The organism is Stenotrophomonas sepilia (assembly GCF_003244875.1).
GTDB classification, from domain to species: Bacteria; Pseudomonadota; Gammaproteobacteria; order Xanthomonadales; family Xanthomonadaceae; genus Stenotrophomonas; species Stenotrophomonas sepilia.
Genome location: NZ_LXXZ01000098.1, coordinates 23,162 through 42,533 on the forward strand (window position 1 = coordinate 23,162; position 19,372 = coordinate 42,533).

19 protein-coding genes are annotated in these 19,372 nt (G+C 67.8%); 11 read left to right on the plus strand and 8 right to left on the minus strand.

Annotated features, from left to right (window positions below; genetic code table 11):
• The first annotated feature begins 39 nt into the window (after positions 1-39).
• Positions 40-789, plus strand: coding sequence for a ferredoxin--NADP reductase (locus A7X97_RS19680; RefSeq protein ID WP_072168039.1), 750 nt, complete (start codon positions 40-42; stop codon positions 787-789).
• A gap of 72 nt (positions 790-861) precedes the next feature.
• Here A7X97_RS19680 and A7X97_RS19685 read toward each other — a convergent pair whose 3' ends face one another.
• The 3 genes from A7X97_RS19685 to A7X97_RS19695 form a co-directional block, all read right to left on the minus strand.
• A complete protein-coding gene (locus A7X97_RS19685) occupies positions 862-2,031 on the minus strand; it encodes a lytic polysaccharide monooxygenase (protein WP_088497013.1) in 1,170 nt (389 codons plus the stop codon).
• Between the two features lie 175 nt (positions 2,032-2,206).
• Positions 2,207-3,376 (minus strand): lytic polysaccharide monooxygenase, encoded by a 1,170-nt coding sequence (locus tag A7X97_RS19690; protein ID WP_088497014.1) that lies wholly within the window; start codon positions 3,374-3,376, stop codon positions 2,207-2,209.
• Between the two features lie 233 nt (positions 3,377-3,609).
• A complete protein-coding gene (locus A7X97_RS19695) occupies positions 3,610-4,095 on the minus strand; it encodes a DUF1203 domain-containing protein (protein ID WP_061478993.1) in 486 nt (161 codons plus the stop codon).
• 296 nt (positions 4,096-4,391) lie between these two features.
• On the opposite strand from A7X97_RS19695, the gene A7X97_RS19700 reads away from it, so the two are divergent.
• The 3 genes from A7X97_RS19700 to A7X97_RS19710 are packed head-to-tail and all read left to right on the plus strand — an operon-like array spanning position 4,392 to position 7,842.
• Entirely contained in the window at positions 4,392-5,918 is a 1,527-nt protein-coding gene (locus tag A7X97_RS19700; protein WP_111008344.1) for an alpha/beta hydrolase, read from the plus strand.
• Positions 5,915-6,661, plus strand: a complete 747-nt coding sequence (locus A7X97_RS19705; RefSeq protein WP_072168034.1) for an ABC transporter ATP-binding protein — start codon at positions 5,915-5,917, stop codon at positions 6,659-6,661. Before A7X97_RS19700 ends, A7X97_RS19705 begins: the two co-directional genes overlap by 4 nt.
• A complete protein-coding gene (locus tag A7X97_RS19710; protein ID WP_069138817.1) occupies positions 6,658-7,842 on the plus strand; it encodes an ABC transporter permease in 1,185 nt (394 codons plus the stop codon). The genes A7X97_RS19705 and A7X97_RS19710 overlap by 4 nt, the downstream gene beginning before the upstream one ends.
• A 21-nt stretch (positions 7,843-7,863) precedes the next feature.
• Here A7X97_RS19710 and A7X97_RS19715 read toward each other — a convergent pair whose 3' ends face one another.
• Both A7X97_RS19715 and A7X97_RS19720 read right to left on the minus strand, forming a co-directional pair.
• Complete coding sequence (locus tag A7X97_RS19715; protein WP_072168033.1) at positions 7,864-8,574, minus strand: transposase; 711 nt, start codon at positions 8,572-8,574, stop codon at positions 7,864-7,866.
• A 99-nt stretch (positions 8,575-8,673) separates the two neighbouring features.
• Positions 8,674-9,480, minus strand: coding sequence for an AraC family transcriptional regulator (locus A7X97_RS19720; protein ID WP_088497016.1), 807 nt, complete (start codon positions 9,478-9,480; stop codon positions 8,674-8,676).
• A gap of 78 nt (positions 9,481-9,558) precedes the next feature.
• Between A7X97_RS19720 and A7X97_RS19725 the strand changes: the two genes are divergently transcribed.
• On the plus strand, positions 9,559-9,813 hold the full coding sequence (locus A7X97_RS19725; protein ID WP_061478998.1) for a hypothetical protein: 255 nt from the start codon (positions 9,559-9,561) through the stop codon (positions 9,811-9,813).
• Between the two features lie 82 nt (positions 9,814-9,895).
• Here the strand turns inward: A7X97_RS19725 and A7X97_RS19730 are convergent, their stop codons facing one another.
• Together A7X97_RS19730 and A7X97_RS19735 are read right to left on the minus strand one after the other, a co-directional pair.
• The gene (locus tag A7X97_RS19730; protein ID WP_061478999.1) at positions 9,896-10,909 is read right to left on the minus strand and encodes an energy transducer TonB; all 1,014 of its coding nucleotides are present in this window, start codon (positions 10,907-10,909) and stop codon (positions 9,896-9,898) included.
• A 200-nt stretch (positions 10,910-11,109) separates the two neighbouring features.
• A complete protein-coding gene (locus A7X97_RS19735) occupies positions 11,110-11,730 on the minus strand; it encodes a TIGR00645 family protein (protein ID WP_065177871.1) in 621 nt (206 codons plus the stop codon).
• Between the two features lie 112 nt (positions 11,731-11,842).
• Between A7X97_RS19735 and A7X97_RS19740 the strand changes: the two genes are divergently transcribed.
• The 4 genes from A7X97_RS19740 (at position 11,843) to A7X97_RS19755 (ending at position 17,326) form a co-directional block, all read left to right on the plus strand.
• Complete coding sequence (locus A7X97_RS19740) at positions 11,843-12,532, plus strand: glutathione binding-like protein (protein WP_061479000.1); 690 nt, start codon at positions 11,843-11,845, stop codon at positions 12,530-12,532.
• A gap of 160 nt (positions 12,533-12,692) precedes the next feature.
• Complete coding sequence (locus A7X97_RS19745) at positions 12,693-14,918, plus strand: S9 family peptidase (protein ID WP_088497017.1); 2,226 nt, start codon at positions 12,693-12,695, stop codon at positions 14,916-14,918.
• 25 nt (positions 14,919-14,943) lie between these two features.
• Positions 14,944-15,459: a cytochrome c oxidase assembly factor Coa1 family protein gene (locus tag A7X97_RS19750; protein WP_049414402.1), complete on the plus strand. Its 516-nt coding sequence runs from the start codon at positions 14,944-14,946 to the stop codon at positions 15,457-15,459.
• 67 nt (positions 15,460-15,526) lie between these two features.
• Positions 15,527-17,326, plus strand: coding sequence for a DUF885 domain-containing protein (locus tag A7X97_RS19755; RefSeq protein WP_088497018.1), 1,800 nt, complete (start codon positions 15,527-15,529; stop codon positions 17,324-17,326).
• Between the two features lie 104 nt (positions 17,327-17,430).
• Here the strand turns inward: A7X97_RS19755 and A7X97_RS19760 are convergent, their stop codons facing one another.
• A complete protein-coding gene (locus tag A7X97_RS19760; RefSeq protein WP_049439393.1) occupies positions 17,431-17,895 on the minus strand; it encodes a hypothetical protein in 465 nt (154 codons plus the stop codon).
• Between the two features lie 186 nt (positions 17,896-18,081).
• Between A7X97_RS19760 and A7X97_RS19765 the strand changes: the two genes are divergently transcribed.
• Entirely contained in the window at positions 18,082-18,330 is a 249-nt protein-coding gene (locus tag A7X97_RS19765; RefSeq protein ID WP_005420185.1) for a hypothetical protein, read from the plus strand.
• Between the two features lie 123 nt (positions 18,331-18,453).
• Positions 18,454-19,371 (plus strand): bestrophin family protein, encoded by a 918-nt coding sequence (locus A7X97_RS19770; protein ID WP_069138806.1) that lies wholly within the window; start codon positions 18,454-18,456, stop codon positions 19,369-19,371.
• Position 19,372: the final 1 nt, after the last annotated feature.

Below are 19,372 nucleotides of genomic sequence, written 5' to 3' on the forward strand. Positions count from 1 at the left end.
CCGAGGGCTTGCCCCGGCTACACACTGTCCCGAAAAGTCGTGCCTGTTCAATTCCCCCTCAAGCTGGTCGGCTGCCGCATGCTGGCCCCGACCGTCGGCCATTACCAGTTCGTGCGTGACGATGGGCAGCCGCTGGATTTCCAGCCCGGCCAGTTCATCCAGGTCCATTTCAGCTACGCCGACGGCACCGAAACCAAGCGCAGCTACTCGCTGGCGACCATCCACGACCATGCGCTGGGCCCGGGCGAGGCGGTGGACATCGCGGTCAGTTTCGTGCCCGGTGGCGCCGCCACGGCCCTGTTCGAGGCACTGGAGCAGGGCAGCCAGATCAGTGCGTCCGGCCCCTATGGCCGGTTCTGCCTGAATCCCGGTGACCACAACGCCCGTTACCTGCTGATCGCCACCGGTACCGGTGTTACCCCGTACCGCTCCATGCTGCCGCTGCTGGAGAAGGCCATGGCCGAACGCGGCGTGCAGATCGTGCTGCTGCAGGGCGCGCGCAGCCCGGGCGAGCTGCTGTACAGCGAAGATTTCTACAGCTTCGCCGAAAAGCACGCGAACTTCCGCTATGTTCCGTGCCTGTCGCGTGAACTCCCGGCTGATCCGCACCCGGACGTACAGCACGGCTACGTGCAGCAGGCGCTGGCCGGCTTCACGCCGGACCCGGCCACCGACATCGCCTACCTGTGCGGCAACCCGGACATGGTCGATGCCTGCGCCGAGCTGCTGAAGGCCGCCGGCCTGGGCAACCCGCAGATCCGCCGCGAGAAGTACGTCAGCAGCAAGTAGGCGGGGCGTGCCGGCCGCTGGCCGGCAACCCCGCGAACCGGAGGCGGCACCCTGCCGCCCCCGGTGCCTGCCTCAGTACGCGACCCAGGCATCACGCCAGGCATAGCCGGTGCCCGGGCGATAGGCACCGGCATTGATGTTGCACCACGCGCCTTCCGGGAACGGGCGGCAGGCGTACAGCTTGCCGTCGGTGCCCTTCACCACGGTCTCGCCCGGCGTGTAGCTGCCGAGGCCGGCCGGATACACGAAGTCGAAATCGCCACCCGGCGGGTCGACCGGATCAACCGGGCCCGGCACTTGGGTTTCCAGCTGGAAGCGATTGCCCGGCTTCAGGTACACGCGGTTTTCGGTGGCCGAGGCGACCGGCGTGATCACGCCGTTCTTCATCACACCGACGCGGGCGTGCTGCGCACTGGCATTGACCTTGCGGGCCAGCGCCAGCGGCCACTGTGCGGGAGCGGTCTGGCCGGCCGCCAGCGTGGTCTCCACGCGCTCCAGGTCATTGCCGTTGGCATTGAACACACGCAGGGTCACGGTGCTGTCCACGTCCAGTGCACCGTTGGCGGTCACAGCGCCGGCATCCTGCCACTGCGGCGGCGGAACCACGCCATCGCCGCCTTCGAAGCGCACGTCCATGCAGGTATAGAACGCCTCCTGCGAATCCGAGCGCTGCCAGGTGTTGTAGATGATGTGCTGGCCACTGCGCTTGGGCAGCGGGCAGTCCAGCTTGTAGACACCGCCTTCGGACAGCGGCGTGTTGCCCAGCGTGCAGAATTCCTGCAGGTCGGCCCAACGCAGCGGGCTGCCCGGCTGCCAGCCATCGCGGGTGACGTAGAACTTCCATTCGTGGGTGGCGTGCGGCGCCGGCGCGCGGAACTCGAAGGTGTAACGGCCACGGGCGTCGGCGCGGATCGGCGTGGTCGGCCAGTCCGTGCGGTTCAGGTCGAGCCCGCGGTACTTGGGAATGCTGGCACTGCACAGTTCGCCGTCGCGCACCAGTTCGCGATGGTTGCCATTGGCATTGCCGTGGGCAATCGCGCTCCAGTCGTAGAACGGCTGCGAACCACCGATGGCCTTGGCGGCGGCGCAGGCCGGGTTGGTCGGGTTTTCCGGATTGCCCTCGTGGCACTGCTTCACGCGGCTGAGCGGCTTGGTCATGGTGCCGTGGGCGAAGGCGCTGCCGGACAGGGCCAGGCCGGCAACGACGGACAGTGCGAGGACTGCCCGATGGGACAGGTGCATGCAGAGACTCCTTTGCGAGGTATGGGAAACCCCATGAAGTCTTCACATGCAGACAGGCCGGCAATATCGGACAAGTTTGATTTCAGTGGCTGTCGTGCCTGATCTGCAGCACGCTGCTCAAAGCACTGCGGCTCAGGCAGAAGGCGGCGCGATGCGCACCGCCTTCTACAACGGGTCAGTAGGGCACCCAAGCATCGCGCCATGCACTGCCCATACCGGGGCGATATGCCTCGGCATTGACGTTGCACCACGCCCCTTCCGGGAACGGGCGGCAGGCGTACAGCTTGCCGTCGGTGCCCTTTACCACGGTCTGGCCGGGGACGTAGCTGCCAATGCCTGCGGGGTACACGTGGTCGAAATCACCGCCCGGCGACGGCGTGCCCGCGTCGGGCACCCGGGTGTCGAGCTGGAAGCGGTTGCCGTCCTTCAGGTACACCCGGTTGTCGGTGGCCGAGGCCGCCGGCGTGATCACGCCGTTGCTGAGCACGCCCACGCGTGCGTGCTGCGCACTGGCATTGACCTTGCGTGCCAGCACCAGCGGCCACTGTGCGGCGGCAGTCTGGCCGCTGGCCAGCGTGGCTTCCACGCGTTCGACATCATTGCCGTTGGCATTGAACACGCGCAGCGCCAACGTGGTGCCGACCGGCAGCTCGCCGCGCGCGGTGACCGGGCCGGCATCCTGCCACTGTGTTGCCGGTGCCGTTCCGCCGCCGCCCTGGAAGCGCACATCCATGCAGGTATAGAACGCCTCGGTCGAATCCGAGCGCTGCCAGGTGTTGTAGATCACATGCTGGCCGCTGCGCTGCGGCAACGTGCATTGCAGCTTGTAGGTGCCATCGGCCGACAGCGGTGTATTGCCCAGGGTGCAGAACTCCTGCAGGTCGGCCCAGCGCAGCGGGCCGCCCGGCTGCCAGCCTTCGCGGGTGACGAAGAAGCGCCAGTCACGGGTGGCGTGCGGTGCGGTCGCCTTGAACACGAAGGTGAACCTGCCATTGGCATCGGGCTGGATCGGCGTGGTCTGCCAGTCACTGCGGTTCACATCCAGCCCGCGGAAGGTCGGGTTGTTGCCGCTGCACAGCTTGCCGTCGGGTACCACGGCCTGGTGGTTGCCATTGGCGTTGGCCTGGTTGATGCCGTTCCAGTCGTAGAACGCCTGCGAACCGCCGATGGCCTTGGCGGCGGCACAGGCCGGGTTGGTCGGGTTCTCGGGGTTGCCCTGGAAACAGGCGTAGACGCGGCTGACAGGCGTGGTCATGGTGCCGTGGGCGAACGCGTTGCCGGCCAGGCACAGGCCCGCAGCCACGAACGAGGTGGCCAGCAACAGCGGTGTGGATCGGAATGACATGGCGCATCCTTGTGGTCGTCGAAAGGGAACGGTGACCGCAGGCGCTGCGCTGCGCGGCGGACTTCCGGCGGCACCACGGCGAGTATCGAGTCGCGATGCAGGCGACGGAACCATCGAAGTGCCGATCCGTGACTGCGCATGTGAAGCCCTTCCCGCAGGCTTCACGCAGGGCTGAACGGATGCGCTGTATGTCACGTGATCGGCGTGGCATCGATCACGTCATGGAGATCACGCTACGCGGTCCCGGTACCCACCCGATCTGCCTGGCATGAGAAACAGCCATGCGCCGCGTTGTGCAGCTGGACGAATGCCACCGACGGGTCGGCAAACAGTGCATCCAGATGGTCGGCCACCTCGGTGCCCGCACAGACCTGGGCACCGCACATCAGCGCGGCGTGGTCATAGGCACGCATCGAAATCATCCGGCGCTGCACATACGGGGGCACCTCGCCCGGCGTCAGCACGCAACGGGTCACGCCGCGCTGCACGAAGATCGGGCCGGCGGCGCGGTACGGCGAATGCAGCGGCAGGTGGACGTGGGACAGCAGGAGCAGCTCGCTGCCAGGCGCGGGATCGCTCAGGCTGATCCGGCAGGGATGTCCGCCGTTGGCGCCGGCCCAGCGACGCTGGATGCCGAGCGCGGCGAGCGCGCTGTCGCTCATCTCGAACAGGTGCAGGAAGGGGCGATGGTCGATGCCACCGAGGTACCACGTGTGCATGGGCGTCTCCTGGGTCTGCGGCGGATTCTGCGCGCGCGCCGGCGGCCGTGCTCGCCGTTTTCAGACCCCGCATCGCCGTCGGGCCGGGGCAATGGCCCATGGGGCGCTGCGGTCCGCCGCCGATGCCGCCCTGTGCCGGCCGAGGCCGAGGGGCGGGACCGCCTGGTCTGCGCGCCGTTGGCGGCGGATTCGTCATTGCCCATCGCCGTCGGCGCGCTGCCCGTGTAAGTTGGGTCACATCTTCCGCGGCAGCCCGTCGTGGTCGACAGGAACGTCCTCCAGGGGAAACGAGCACGATGCAAAGACACCACCTCGCGCTGGCCGGGATGCTGGCCAGCCTGATGCTTGCCGGGTGCAGCCAGCCGCCGCCGGCCGACGCCGGAAGCGCCAGCGATGCACCCAGCCGCCGCTTCGGCACGATCGACTTCCAGCCCTGCACGCTGTCTACCGAAGGCGCCAGCGCCAACGTGGAGGCGCAGTGCGCCACCCTGCAGGTGCCGGAGGACCGGGCCCAGCCCGGCGGTCGCCGGATCGGCCTGCGTATCGCCTGGCTGGAATCGGGCAGCAGCGGCGCCAGCCAGCCGGACCCGGTGTTCTTCCTGGCCGGCGGCCCCGGCCAGGCGGCCAGCGAGGTGGCGGTCATCGTCGACACTGCACTGCGCCAGGTCCGCAAACAGCGCGACGTGTTCCTGATCGACCAGCGCGGCACCGGCGGCTCCAACCCGCTCAGCTGCCTGGGCGCGGACGGCAAGCCGCTGCAGGTGGACGAGGATGCCGCGCCTTCCGAGGCAGCGTTGCGCGACTACGCCCAGCGCTGCGCCGCATCGCTGCAGGGGCGTGCCGATGCGCGCTTCTACACCACCACCGAGGCGATCGCCGATCTGGATGCGGTGCGTGCGGCGCTCGGTGTGGACCAGCTCAACCTGGTTGGCGGCTCCTACGGTACCCGCGTGGCCCAGCGCTATGCCGGGGCCTACCCGCAGCACACCCGCAGCATCGTCATCGATGGCGTGGTACCGAACGAGCTGGTGGTCGGTGGCGACTTCGCAACCACCTTCGAGGATGCGATCGCCCTGCAGTCGGCGCAGTGCCGCAAGGATGCCGCGTGCAGCAAGCGTTTCCCGACCGATACCCGCGCGCAGCTGCGCAGCGTGGTCGACTCCCTGCGCCGTGCACCGGTCTCGCTCGAGTATCGCGACCCGGGTACCAACGCACCCCGGCAGGATGTCCTGACGCCGGACAGCGTGGTCGGCCTTGCCTTCGCCTTCTCCTACGTGCCGCAGTATTCCTCGCTGCTGCCACTGGTGCTGGATGAAGCCGCACAGGGGCGCTATGCCCCGTTGGCATCGCTGGCGCGCGGCGCGAACCGCAGCATGGATTTCCAGATCAACCGCGGCATGCAATGGTCGGTGATCTGCAGCGAGGATGCGCCGCGCTACCACGCGCCGGCCGAAGATCCCGAACGCCTGTTCGGCAACGAGGTCGCCAGCGCGTTCTTCGCGGCCTGCCCGGTGTGGCCGCACCGTCCGGCGCCGGCAACCGATGCCGTGCCGCTGCGCAGCGACGTGCCGGCACTGCTGCTGTCCGGTGAGCTGGACCCGGTGACGCCGCCGCGCTACGCCGCACAGGTGCTCAAGGGCCTGCCCAACGGCCGTGCGCTGGTCGCCCGTGGCCAGGGCCATGGCACGTTGACCGCCGGCTGCATGCCGCGGCTGCTCGGACAGTTCATCGACAAGACCGATGCCAAGGCGCTGGATGCCGGCTGCCTGGACACGCTGAGCTACGTGCCGGCGTTCACCTCGTTCAACGGATGGGAACCATGATCGTCGCCGACAACCTGCACAAGGCCTTCGATACCCGCACGGGCCGCATCCAGGCGGTCGCCAACGTCGGCTTCCGCGCCGGGGATGGGCAGATCACCGGCCTGCTCGGCCCCAATGGTGCCGGCAAGACCACCACCATGCGCATGCTGTACACACTGATGACGCCCGACCAGGGCAGCATCACTGTCGATGGCATCGATGCCGCCCTCAATCCGGTGGAGGTGCGCCGCCACCTGGGCGTGCTGCCCGATGCGCGTGGCGTCTACAAGCGCCTGACCGCGCGCGAGAACATCGCCTACTTCGGCGAACTGCATGGCCTGTCTGCCGAGCGCATCCGCGAACGCATCGAGGTGCTGTCGCACGCGCTGGACATGGGGGACATCCTCGACCGGCAGACCGATGGTTTCTCGCAGGGCCAGCGCACCAAGACCGCGATTGCCCGCGCGCTGGTGCACGACCCGCGCAACGTCATCCTCGACGAACCGACCAACGGCCTGGATGTGATGACCACGCGCGCGCTGCGCCGCTTCCTGCTGGGCCTGCGCGAAGAGGGGCGCTGCGTGATCCTGTCCAGCCACATCATGCAGGAGGTGGGCGCGTTGTGTGACCACATCGTGATCATCGCCAAGGGCACGGTGATGGCTGCCGGCAGCGCCGACGAGCTGCGTGCGCAGGCCGGCGAAGCCAATCTTGAGGACGCGTTCGTGAAACTGATCGGCAGCGAAGAGGGCCTGCACGCATGAGCATGATGTCGACCCTGATGACGGTGATGCGCAAGGAACTGCGCGACCTGTCGCGTGACCGCCGCACGCTGCTGCTGACCCTGCTGTTCGGGCCGCTGCTGTACCCGGTGCTGCTGCTGGGCATGGGCAAGCTGGCCGAGAGCCGGGTACGCACCCAGATCGAAGAGCCGTTGCAGATCCCGACCATCGGCGCCGGGAACGCGCCGAACCTGGTGCGCTTCCTCGCCGCACAGGGCCTCAATGCCGCACCGGCACCGAAGGACCTGGCCGAGGCCATCCGCACCCAGGACATCGATGTGGCGCTGCGCATCAGCGATGACTTCGGCAAGGACTGGGCCGAGGGCAAGCCGGCGCTGGTGGAGGTGATCAAGGACAGCACGCGTCGCGCGGCCGAAGTACCCAGTGCACGCCTGGAAGCGGCGCTGGCCACCTACAACGGCCAGGTCGGTGCACTGCGCCTGATGGCACGCGGCATCGACGCACAGGTGGCACGCCCGCTGGACGTGGCGCGCCAGGACCTGGCCAGTGCCGAGGCCAAGCGCGGCATGATCCTGTCGATGCTGCTGCCGGTACTGCTGACGCTGACCTCGTTCATCGGTGGCGCCTACCTGGTGATGGACGCCACCGCCGGCGAGCGCGAGCGGCAGTCGCTGGAACCCCTGCTGGCCACGCCGGGTTCGCGCAGCGCGATCGTCAGCGGCAAGATCGCCGCCGCCTGCGTGGTCGGTTTCGTGTCGCTGCTGCTGACCCTGGTCGCGTTCAAGGTGAGCGCGCAGATCGCACCCGGCAACATCGGCCGCCAGTTCAACATGAACGTCGGCTCGATGCTGCAGATGCTGCTGGTGATGTTGCCGATGCTGCTGATCGGCACCTCGCTGCTGACCTTCCTGTCGGCCGCGGCCAAGAGCATGAAGGAAGCGCAGAGCCACATGACCTGGCTGATGCTGCTGCCGATGCTGCCCGGCTACGCACTGGTGGCCTATCCGCTGAAGAGCGAGCTGTGGCAGTACGCCGTGCCGTTCCTGTCGCAGAACCAGATGCTGCTGAAAGTGATCCGCCACGAGATCATCACCCCGGCGGTCTGGGCGATCTACCTTGGCGCCAGCCTCGGCCTGGCCGCCGTGCTGTGGTTCGCCGCCGTGCGCCGCTATCACAACGAGCGCCTGGCCATCTCTGGCTGACCAAAAAGGGGACGGAGGGGATTAAGTCGTTTCTGCCTCTCCCGTCCCCTGCTTGCGCGGGCGCCCTCGTCTGCGCATCACCACGGGGCGTCCCAGCGTCTGTTCCACCATCCGCAGGAATGCAGCGTCCCCCATTGGGCTTTGCCTGGCACTGTGGTTGCGGATCGCAGGTACGTCGGCGGATGCATTCACGTCGCGCAGGAACTCGGCATACAACGACGCCCTTTTCCGAGCGGTCGCTGCCAGTGCTTTGAACGCAGGATGCGGTGTCAGCATCGGATCATCGCGTCGTTGAAGGTTGCCGTGCACGCTGGACCACGGATGATCTTCGGCGCTGACCGCAATTCCGGCACGAACCGGATTGCGTTCGATGTAGCGGTATACGCTGAGAAGATAGGCATCGCTGTCGATCATCGAGGAATGGAAGCGACCCTGCCACAGCGGCCCACTGCGTCCGTGCCGCTGGTTGAACGCCTGCACGTAGTTGTTGCCCTGCATGCGCATTGCGCCCGCCAGTCCCTGCTGTGTGGACGGCGTGGCGAGCAGATGGATGTGGTTGCCCATCAGGACATAGGCATGCAGTGCGACGTGGTGCTTGAGGAATGCGCTGTGCAACAGATGCAGGAACAGTTGGCGGTCGACGTCGTCGATGAAGATCGCGCCCTTGTTCACGCCGCGCTGGATCACGTGATAGGCCTGGCCTGCCAGCATCAGGCGTGCTTGTCGGGGCATGGGATCTGGAGACTGGACGGGGTTTCAGCCTGTCATTGCGGCCGCGAAGCCGGACATCAGGCAACGCCGCGAAGCCGCGTCGGATGAGTCAGAAGCGACTTAATCCCTTCCGTCCCCTTTTGCGTCTTTTGCGTACCGCGCAGGCGTCACCCCCATCTCGCGCTTGAACACGGTGATGAACGCGCTCGGGGTGTCGTAGCCCATCGACAGCGCAACGCTGATCACCGGCTCGCCGGCCAGCAGGCGTGGCAGCGACAGCAGCACGCGCAGGCGCTGCCGCCAATGGCCCAGGGTCATGCCTGTTTCGGCCTGCCACCGGCGGGCGAGGCTGCGGCCGGACAGTCCGTTGGCGGCTGCCCACGCTTCGACGCTGCGAAGGTCGTCCGGCGACCGTGCCAGCGCCGCCGCGATCCGCCGCAACCGTCGATCCTGCGGTTGTGGCAAGGCAAGCGGCAAAGGCGTGCTGGCGGCGATCTCATCGGTGATCACGCCGGCCAGGCGTGCCTGCGCGGCGTCCAGCGCCTGATGTGGCCAACTCAGTGCGCGCATCATCGCCGCCTGCAACAGCACGTTCGGCTGGAAAATGCGCGGCACGGCGGGCAGCTCCAGACAGGCTTCGGCGTTGAAGTACAGGCTCCAGCCATCGAATGCCTCTGCCCCTACCAGGGCGTGGGGCAGCAAGGGCGGTATCCAGGCAACGTGCCCCGCCGACAGCAACCAGTGCAGATCGCCGGCCTCGATCCGCAGCAGGCCGTGGTGGGCACCCAGCACTTGGCCGCGCACGTGCTGGTGGCGCGCGGTGCGGCGCCGTCCGGGCACCCGCAGCTGCGAGGCCAGGACGAGTGGACCGCCTTCGGCGTTCGCCAATGCGGGGTCAATCAACATGGGTGATGTCTGATCTGCCATATCCAATGGCAGTTATACGGCAGAAGTGCCGCTGGCTGGGCGGCACACTGGGTTTCCGATCCCACCGGAGCATCACCCATGCAGCCACACGACATCCTTCCCGACCATCAGAACGAGGTGCAGGTGAACGGCCTCACCGTGCGCAAGGGCAGCGTCGGCGCCTTCCTCGCCAGCGTCCGTGACTGGCAGGACCCCGCCAGCGATGACGCCACCCGCGCCACCGCCGAAGCCGACCTGCGTGCGCTGCTGCCGGGCCTGCATGCGCTGGGCCTGTTCCAGGTGTTGGCCGCGCGTGATCCGGCACTGCAACGCCTGATCGACAGCCTCTCCTGAAACGAACACGGCCCGGACATGCCGGGCCGTGTGGTCATTGCGGGGCGGAAACGACTTAATCCCCTCCGTCCCCTTTTCGTGGTCAGCTGCCGCCCGGGGCGAACACCAGGGTGCGGCGGGTGGTGACCGGTGCGCTGACCGGCTCGAAGCGCCAGCGCTTGACCGCGTTCATGGCCTCGCGATCGAAGACGCGCGACGGTGTTGCGCGCAGCACACGGGCGTTGGTCACCGAACCGTCGGTGCCGACGGTGATCTCCACCAGCACCTCGCCGGAGGTGCCTGCACGCAGCGCCTCGGACGGATAGCGCGGCGCCGGTGTGCTGACCGGGCGCAGGTTGGGCGCCGCAGCGGCCGCCGGAGCCGCAGCCTGGCGTGCGGCGCTGGCCTGCTGGGCGGCAGCCTGCTGCTGCTTCTGCTCGGCTTCGCGGCGGGCCGCAGCCTGGCGCTCGGCTTCCTGGCGCTCGTTGTCGCGGCGGGCAGCGTCCTGTTGGGCAGCGATCTGCTTGGCTGCGTCGGCTTCCTTGGCACGCTGCTCGGCCAGGCGCTGCTGTTCGGTCTGCTGCTTGCTGCGGTCCTCGGCGTCCTTCTTCGCTTTCTCGGCTTCGGCCTCGGTGCGCTTGGCCGCGTTCTGCACGCCCTTGGCCAGGCCGTCCTTCAGGCGCGGCAACGCCGGCGCAGAGGCGTCCACCTTCTCGATCAGTGCCACCAGGCGCTGCGCTTCGGTGTAGTCCTCGCGGCCCAGGTGCTGTTCGGCGGCGATCAGGGTGTAGGGCAGCAGGTCGGTCAGCGCGCTCTTCACCGAGGCGTCGTCCGGCGTCTTGTCGCGCAGGGCGAGGTAGTACTCGATGGCGTTGTCGCCGGCCGGCGCGTACATGCGGTTCTCGCGCAGGGCCTGGCTGGCCGACTCACGCAGCTGCTCGGTGCCCATCGACTGCACCTTGGCGGCAACCACCGGTGCGGCCGGTGCAGCGGCGGTGGGTGCGGCGGCCGGGGCCGGTGCGGCGGTTTCCTCCTTGCCCGAGCAGGCAGCCAGTGCCAGTGCCAGGGCAACCGGCAGCCACCGGCGCGCGGCGGTGATCGTTGAGACGTGCGACATCCTGCTCCCCTCTAGAAGACGACGTGACGTAAATCATTGATATGCATGGCCGGGACCTGCGGTCCGGGCGCGGCAGGGTGACGTTTCCCGACGCCACCGCCGGCAACGGCGAGGGTGCAATCTAGCATCCCGGCCGCCGCCGCGTACAAGAGCAGTGGCCGGGATGGGCAACGGCGGCCGTGCCGTTGCCGGCGCCGACCTCAGTGGTCGTGCGCCTTGTCGTGCGACTTGCTGTGGCCGTTGGACATCAGCTTGTCGGTCCAGGCGATGCCGATCGCCGACAGGATGAACACGCAGTGGATGATGGTCTGCCACAGCACGCCTTCCTGAGTCAGCATCGAGCAGCGGGCGACACCGATGTTGGCGGCGGCCACGCTCATCTGCTCCGGCGTGCACAGCGGGATGCCATTCAGTGCGCCACTGGCGATGAAGGTCTTCAGCAGGTGGATCGAGGAGATGCCGATGATCGCCATCGCCAGCTTCACCTTCAGCACGCTGGCGTTGACGTGGCTCAGCCATTCCGGCTGGTCCGGGTGGCCTTCCAGGCGCAGGCGCGAGACGAAGGTCTCGTAGCCGCCGACGATCACCATCACCAGCAGGTTGGAGATCATCACCACGTCGATCAGGCCCAGCACGATCAGCATGATCTGCTGCTCGCCCATCGACACCGAATGCGAGATCAGGTGCCACAGTTCCTTGCCGAACAGGAACACGTAGACGCACTGCGCCACGATCAGGCCCAGGTACAGCGGCAGCTGCAGCCAGCGCGAGGCGAAGATCAGCGTGGACAACGGGGAGAGCGGCGGGCGGTTTGCACTCATGCGGGGGATGCTGCGTTTCGGGGGAGAGGCGAGGTTACCGGCCCGCCATGACGGTGCCAACCCAACTCACGCACTAGACTTCAGGTTCCTTTCCACACCCCGAGCCGACGCCATGATCGACCTGTATTACTGGCCCACCCCGAACGGCCATAAAGTGACCCTGCTGTTGGAGGAAACCGGCCTGGAATACCGCATCCACCCGGTCAACATCGGCTCGGGTGACCAGTTCAAGCCGGAATTCCTCGCCATTTCGCCCAACAACAAGATGCCGGCCATCGTCGACCACGCCCCGGCCGACGGCGGCGCCCCGCAGAGCGTGTTCGAGTCCGGTGCGATCCTGCTGTACCTGGCCGAGAAGACCGGCCGCTTCCTGCCCAGCGATCCGCGCGGCCGCGTCACCACACTGGAATGGCTGTTCTGGCAGATGGCGGGCCTGGGCCCGATGAGCGGCCAGATGGGGCATTTCAATGTGTATGCTCCGGAAAAGATCCCGTATGCGATCGAGCGCTATGACAACGAAGTGCGCCGCCTGCACGGGGTGATGGACAAGCGCCTGGCCCAGCACGCCTTCCTGGCCGGCGACGCGTACACCATCGCCGACATGGCCAGCTACCCGTGGGTCGGCGCCTACGACACGCTGCCGGTGGACTTCGCCGCGTTCCCCAACCTCAAGCGCTGGCACGAGGCCATCGCCGCGCGCCCGGCCACCCAGCGCGCCTATGCGCTGCGCCAGCAGGTGAACCCGAACGCCGGCAAGCCGCTCAGCGACGAAGAACGCAAGCACCTGTTCGGCCAGCGCTGACCCCGGCATCTGAAGGTGGGTGCCGACCGTTGGTCGGCACTCGTCCGCACCGCTTATGGGCAGAAGGTCATGCTGCCTTCCCGCACGGGCTTGGTTAGGATGAGGGACGACCGTCCCGCGCCCCGCGTGGAGGCGGACCTGCCGTTTGCCGGGATCCTCCATGCGCCATCTGTTCGCTTCGCTCGCCCTCATGCTCGCCACCAGTACCGCCGCCCACGCCGAAAAGCTGACCCTGGAAGCCATCACCGGCCCGCTGCCGCTGTCCGGCCCGACCCTGATGAAGCCCAAGGTGGCGCCGGACGGTTCGCAGGTCAGCTTCCTGCGCGGCAAGGACAGCGACCGCAACCAGCTGGACCTGTGGACCTACGACATCGGCAGCGGCCAGACCCGCCTGCTGGTTGATTCCAAGGTGGTGCTGCCCGGCACCGAGACCCTCAGCGATGAGGAAAAGGCCCGACGCGAGCGCCAGCGCATCGCCGCGATGACCGGCATCGTCGATTACCAGTGGTCGCCGGACGCGCAGCGCCTGCTGTTCCCGTTGGGCGGCGAACTCTACCTGTACGACCTCAAGCAGCAGGGCCAGGCGGCCGTGCGCCAGCTGACCCACGGTGAAGGCTTCGCCACCGACGCCAAGCTGTCGCCCAAGGGCGGTTTCGTCAGCTTCATCCGCGGCCGCAACCTGTGGGTGATCGATCTGGCCAGTGGCAAGCAGCTGCAGCTGACCCGCGACGGCAGCACCACCATCGGCAACGGCGTGGCCGAGTTCGTCGCCGACGAGGAAATGGATCGCCATACCGGTTACTGGTGGGCGCCGGATGATTCGGCCATCGCCTTCGCCCGCATCGACGAGGTGCCGGTGCCGGTGCAGAAGCGCTACGAGGTCTACGCCGACCGCACCGATGTGATCGAACAGCGTTACCCGGCCGCCGGCGACGCCAACGTTCGCGTGCAGCTGGGCGTGATCGCACCGGCCGCCGATGCGCAGCCGCGCTGGATCGACCTGGGCAAGGAACAGGACATCTACCTGGCCCGCGTCGATTGGCGCGATGCGCAGCACCTGAGTTTCCAGCGCCAGTCGCGTGACCAGAAGCAGCTGGACCTGGTCGAAGTGGCGCTCGACTCCAACCGCCAGCGCGTGCTCGTACACGAGACCAGCCCGACCTGGGTGCCGCTGCACAACAGCCTGCGCTTCCTTGAAGATGGCAGCGTGCTGTGGTCGTCCGAGCGCACCGGCTTCCAGCACCTGTACCGCATCGACAGCAAGGGCAAGGCCACTGCGCTTACCCATGGCAACTGGCCGGTGGACGAACTGCTGGCGGTCGATGAGAAGGCCGGCAAGGCCTACTTCCGTGCTGGCATCGAGACCTCGCGCGAAAGCCAGATCTACGCGGTGTCGCTGCAGGGCGGTGAGCCGCAGCGCCTGTCGAAGGCGCCGGGCATGCACAGCGCCAGCTTCGCCCGCAATGCCAGCGTCTACGTGGACAGCTGGTCCAACAGCACCACGCCGCCGCAGATCGAACTGTTCCGCGCCAACGGCGAGAAGATCGCCACGCTGGTCGAGAACGACCTGGCCGATCCCAAGCACCCGTATGCGCGCTACCGCGATGCGCAGCGCCCGGTCGAGTTCGGCACGTTGATGGCTGCCGACGGCAAGACCCCGTTGAACTACAGCCTGATCAAGCCGGCCGGCTTCGATCCGTCCAAGCGCTACCCGGTGGCGGTGTACGTCTACGGCGGCCCGGCCAGCCAGACCGTCACTGACAGCTGGCCCGGCCGTGGCGACCATCTGTTCAACCAGTACCTGGCCCAGCAGGGCTACGTGGTGTTCTCGCTGGACAACCGCGGCACCCCGCGCCGCGGCCGCGACTTCGGTGGTGCGCTGTACGGGAAGCAGGGCACGGTGGAAGTGACCGACCAGCTGCGCGGCGTGGCCTGGCTGAAGCAGCAGCCGTGGGTGGACCCGGCGCGCATCGGCGTGCAGGGCTGGTCCAACGGCGGTTACATGACCCTGATGCTGCTGGCCAAGGCATCGAACCAGTACGCCTGTGGCGTGGCCGGCGCACCGGTCACCGATTGGGGCCTGTATGACAGCCACTACACCGAACGCTACATGGACCTGCCGGCGCGCAACGAAGCGGGGTACCGCGAAGCGCGCGTGCTGACCCATATCGACGGCCTGCGTTCGCCGTTGCTGCTGATCCACGGCATGGCCGATGACAACGTGCTGTTCACCAACTCGACCAGCCTGATGAGCGCGCTGCAGAAGCGCGGGCAGCCGTTCGAGCTGATGACCTATCCGGGTGCCAAGCATGGCCTGTCCGGCGCCGATGCCCTGCATCGCTACCGTGTGGCCGAAGCCTTCCTGGGACGCTGCCTGAAGCCCTGATGCACAAACGGGAAGGAGCCCGCCGATGACACTGCCGCCGCCGATTCCCACCCATGGCCCGAAGCCTGCCGGCTGGTGGTCCCGTCACTGGCGCTGGGCGATGCCGCTGGCCGTGCTGCTGGTGTTGGCCGGTGCCGGTGGCGTGGTGGCCTGGAGCGTGCTGCGCTGGAGCGAGGCGGCACGCGAGAGCCCGCCGATGCGCGAGGCGATGCGCCGCGCCGGATGCAGCATCGAACTGGTGGAAGCCTTCGGCGAGCCGCTGCGTGCCGAATCGATGCCGCTGGGCAGCATGCAGACCGCGATCAATGGCCAGCGCGACGTCGGCCTGACCGTGGCCCTGGAAGGCCCGCGCGCGCACGGCCGGCTTTTCGTGAAGGGCACCCGCAGCGACGACGTCTGGGACTATCCGGTGATGTATGTGCTGGGCGAGAACAAGCAGACGTTCGACCTGACCGCGCTGGATGATGATGAGGCCGCGCAGGAATGCGAGCTGCAGGCCTGCCGCGAACGCGGCGAATGCCCGCTGGCCGCGGCGTTGTGACCTCCGGCCGATTGTCGCCACAGCGCTGAGCGCGTAGGGTGCGGGCAACCCTGTCCTGGAGTGCACCATGAAGCCGATCGCGTTGGCCGTTGCCCTGGCCCTGACTGCCGCCCCGCTGATGTCCGCACCGCCGGCGCTGGCGGCACCCGCCACCAAGGCCGCTACTCCGGCCAGCCCGGCCTGGGTGGCCCGCAGCAACGCATTGGCGCAGATCCTGCTCGATGCGCAGGGCCCGTTCCAGCCGGAAGAAACCGGCTTCTTCGGCGTGCCCGGCTATGACGACAAGGTGGCCGACCTCGGTGCGGACAACGGCAAGCGCTACCGCGCGGCGATGGCCAAGGCGCGCGACGAACTGAAGGCGAAGCTGGCCACCGAGCAGGATCCCAACGTCCGCCAGGACCTGGAGATCATGATCCACGCCGCCAACCAGAACATCGAAGGCAGTGAGCTCAACGAGAAGTACCTGCTGCCATGGAGTGACGCGCCGCAGACCATCTTCAGCGGCCTCAACCTGCTGCTGTCCGACCAGGTGCCGGCCGAGCGCCGGGCCAAGGCGATCGACCGCCTCAAGGCCTACGCCGGGCTGCAGCCGGGTGGCACCGCGTTCACCACGCTGGCCCGCCAGCGTTACGAAGAGCGCTTGAAGGACGGCAGCCTGCTGCAGCCGACGAAGATCGAAGTGCAGCAATCGCTGGACAACGTCGAGACGTACATCACCGGCATCGAGTCGCTGCTGAAGAAGTACCAGATCGCCGGCGCCGATGAGGCAATGAAGGCCCTAGCCGGGCAGATGAAGGATTACGCCAGCTGGACGCGCACGACCGTGCTGCCAAAGGCACGCACCGACGCGCGCCTGCCGGCGCCGCTGTACGCCTACCAGCTCAAGCAGGTCGGCATCGATATCGACCCGAAGCTGCTGATGCAGCGCGCGCAGCTGGAGTTCATGGAAACCCGCTCGGCGATGCAGCAGCTGGCGCCGCTGGTGGTGAAGGACAAGGGCCTGAAGGTGGCCGATCCGAGCGACCCGGTGGCGGTGATCCGCGCGCTGAAGGCCGACAAGATCGCCGACGACCAGCTGGAAGGCCACTACCGCAAGGTGATCGATGCGATCGATCCGCTGATCCGCGAGCATGCCATCGTCGATGTACCCAAGCGCGCCATGCAGATGCGCCTGGGTTCGGCCGCCGAGAGCGCGGCCAGCCCGGCCCCGCATTTCCTGCCGGCGCCGCTGGTCAACAACACCGGGCAGCAGGGCACCTTCGTGCTGCCGCTGGGCAACCCGGCGGCGGGCCCGGGCGCACAATACGACGATTTCAACTTCGGTGCGGCGGCGTGGACGCTGAGCGCGCATGAAGGCCGCCCCGGCCACGAGCTGCAGTTCACCGCGATGGTCGAGCGTGGTGTCTCGCTGGCGCGCACCATGTTCGCGTTCAATTCGGTGAACGTTGAAGGCTGGGCGCTGTATGCCGAGGCCGAGATGGTGCCGTACGAGCCGCTGGACGGGCAGATGATCGCCCTGCAGTTCCGCCTGCTGCGGGCCGCACGCGCAATGCTTGACCCGATGCTCAATCTCGGCCTGACCGACCGCGCCAACGGCGAGCGCGTGCTGATGGAGCAGGTCGGCCTGTCCAAGGCGATGGCCACCCAGGAACTGGACCGCTACATGGTGCGCATGCCGGGCCAGGCGGGCAGCTACTTCTATGGCTACACCCGTATCCTGGAACTGCGCATGCAGACCGAGCTGGCACTGGGCGCGAAGTTCGACCGCCTGGCGTTCAACAACTTCCTGCTCGACCAGGGCCTGCTGCCGCCGGACCAGCTGGCCGATGCGGTGAACAAGGTGTTCGTGCCGAAGTACAAGCGCTGAACCCCTCCGGTAGTGCCGGCCGCTGGCCGGCATTCCCCTGGCGTAGAGAGGATTCCTGAGGTTGCCGGCCAGCGGCCGGCACTACCCGCGGTGAGGCTGCCGCGTCACCGCTGCGGTTGCGGCGTGATCACCTGGGTCGGCAACCGTGCCGGCGGTTCCGGATTGGGTACCCAGATCGCCACGCCGGCGGCGCGCTTCTGCGTGGTCGGAATACCGATGCCGACGCCACCCCCCACATGCGAGCCAAAGGTGCCGGCACCCACCGACATGCCGACCGGCGAGCCGCTGCTGCCCACGCCCATCAGCACCACGCCATTGGCGCCCAGTGCCGCCGCTTCACGCTTCAGGCGTGCCACCGCGGCGTCGGTCTGGCCCTGCGTGCCGAAGCCCACGGCAGATGCCGATTCCAGCTGCGCGATTTCCTGCGAGCCGGCCGGTGGCGTGGAATAGATCTGCACCAGTGCCGGATCGATCGGCGCGCGGGCGCGCCCCAGCATGACCTTGGAGGTGCTGGCACAACCGGCGGCGACCAGCAGGATGGCCGCCAGCGCGGCCCAACGGATGTTCATGGCACGACCCCTGTAGGACTGGTTGCGATCTTCGGTGGGCCACTCTGAATCGGCGCCAACACCCGGGCCCGGGCACCCACGGCAGCACGCTAGCACGCGTCGGGTGACAGCCCCGCCAACGGCAGTAGGCGGCGACCGCGTGAACGACTATGGTGGACAGACAGGAACCAACTGCGGGAGAGCGGAATGGGCGTGATCAGTCTTTTGTGGGGCGTACTGGCGCTGTTGTGGATGATCCTGGCGCTGATTCCGCTGCTTGGCTGGGGCAACTGGTTCCTGATCCCGTTCGCCGCCGTCGGCGCGGTGATCGCCGCGCTGGGCATCCTGTTTACCCACCCGACCAAGCGCGGTCGGGCCTGGGCCGGGCTGGTGCTGAACGGCATCGTGGTGGTGGTCGGCATCCTGCGCCTGGGCCTGGGCGGCGGCGTGATCTGAATCCCGGCGCCGGGTGCGACAGGGCGTCGCAGGCGCACGGCCGGTGGCCGGGCAGGGGCGTACAATGAGCGGCTGCGCGAGCCCCCCGCGTGCCTGTGATTCCGCGCCTGGCGCGGCTGCCCGATGATCATCCGACCCCGTCCCCACGGCTGGCAACTGCTGTACATCCTGCGCGGCTCGATCGTCAAAGCGATCGCGCCGAAGGTGCTGGCCATCCTGATCCTGTCCATTGCCGTGGCGGCCGTGGTGGAACTGGCCCCGCCGACCGGCATCGAACGCGTGTCGGTCACGCCGTTCACCCTGCTCGGCCTGGTCCTGTCGATCTTCCTCAGCTTCCGCAACAGCGCCTGCTATGACCGCTGGTGGGAAGGCCGCAAGCTGTGGGGCCAGCTGGTCTACGAATCACGTTCGCTGGCCCGCCAGGTGCACCTGCTGCTGGCCGATGACGGCGGCCGCCGTCGCCGCATCGCGTACCTCACCACCGCGTTCGCCCATGCGCTGGCCGCGCGCCTGCGTGGACGCATCGTGGCCCTGGCCGCCTTGCCATGGCTGGACAAGCCGCAACGCGAGCAGCTGGGCCAGCGCGAGAACGTGCCGGATGCATTGCTGTCGATGATCGCTGCCGAGCTGGCCCAGGCGCTGCGCGCCGGCGAGCTCGATCCGATTCTCTACACCCAGCTGGAGGAGCGCCTGCACGCGATGTCGTCGATCCAGGCCGGCTGCGAGCGCATCCTCACCACGCCGCTGCCGTTCGCCTACACCCTACTGCTGCATCGCTGCGCGTGGATGTTCTGCGTGCTGCTGCCGTTCGGCCTGGCCAGTTCGCTGGGCTGGGGCACGCCGGTGCTGTCGGCGGTGCTGGCCTATGCCTTCTTCGGCCTGGACCAGCTGGGCGAAGAAATGGAAGACCCGTTCGGCCTGGAGCCGAACGACCTGCCGCTGGACGCGCTGGTGCGCACGATCGAGATCGACCAGCTCGACGCGCTCGGCGAACGCCCCTTGCCCGAACCCCTGCTGCCGCAGGGTTACCTGTTGCAATAGC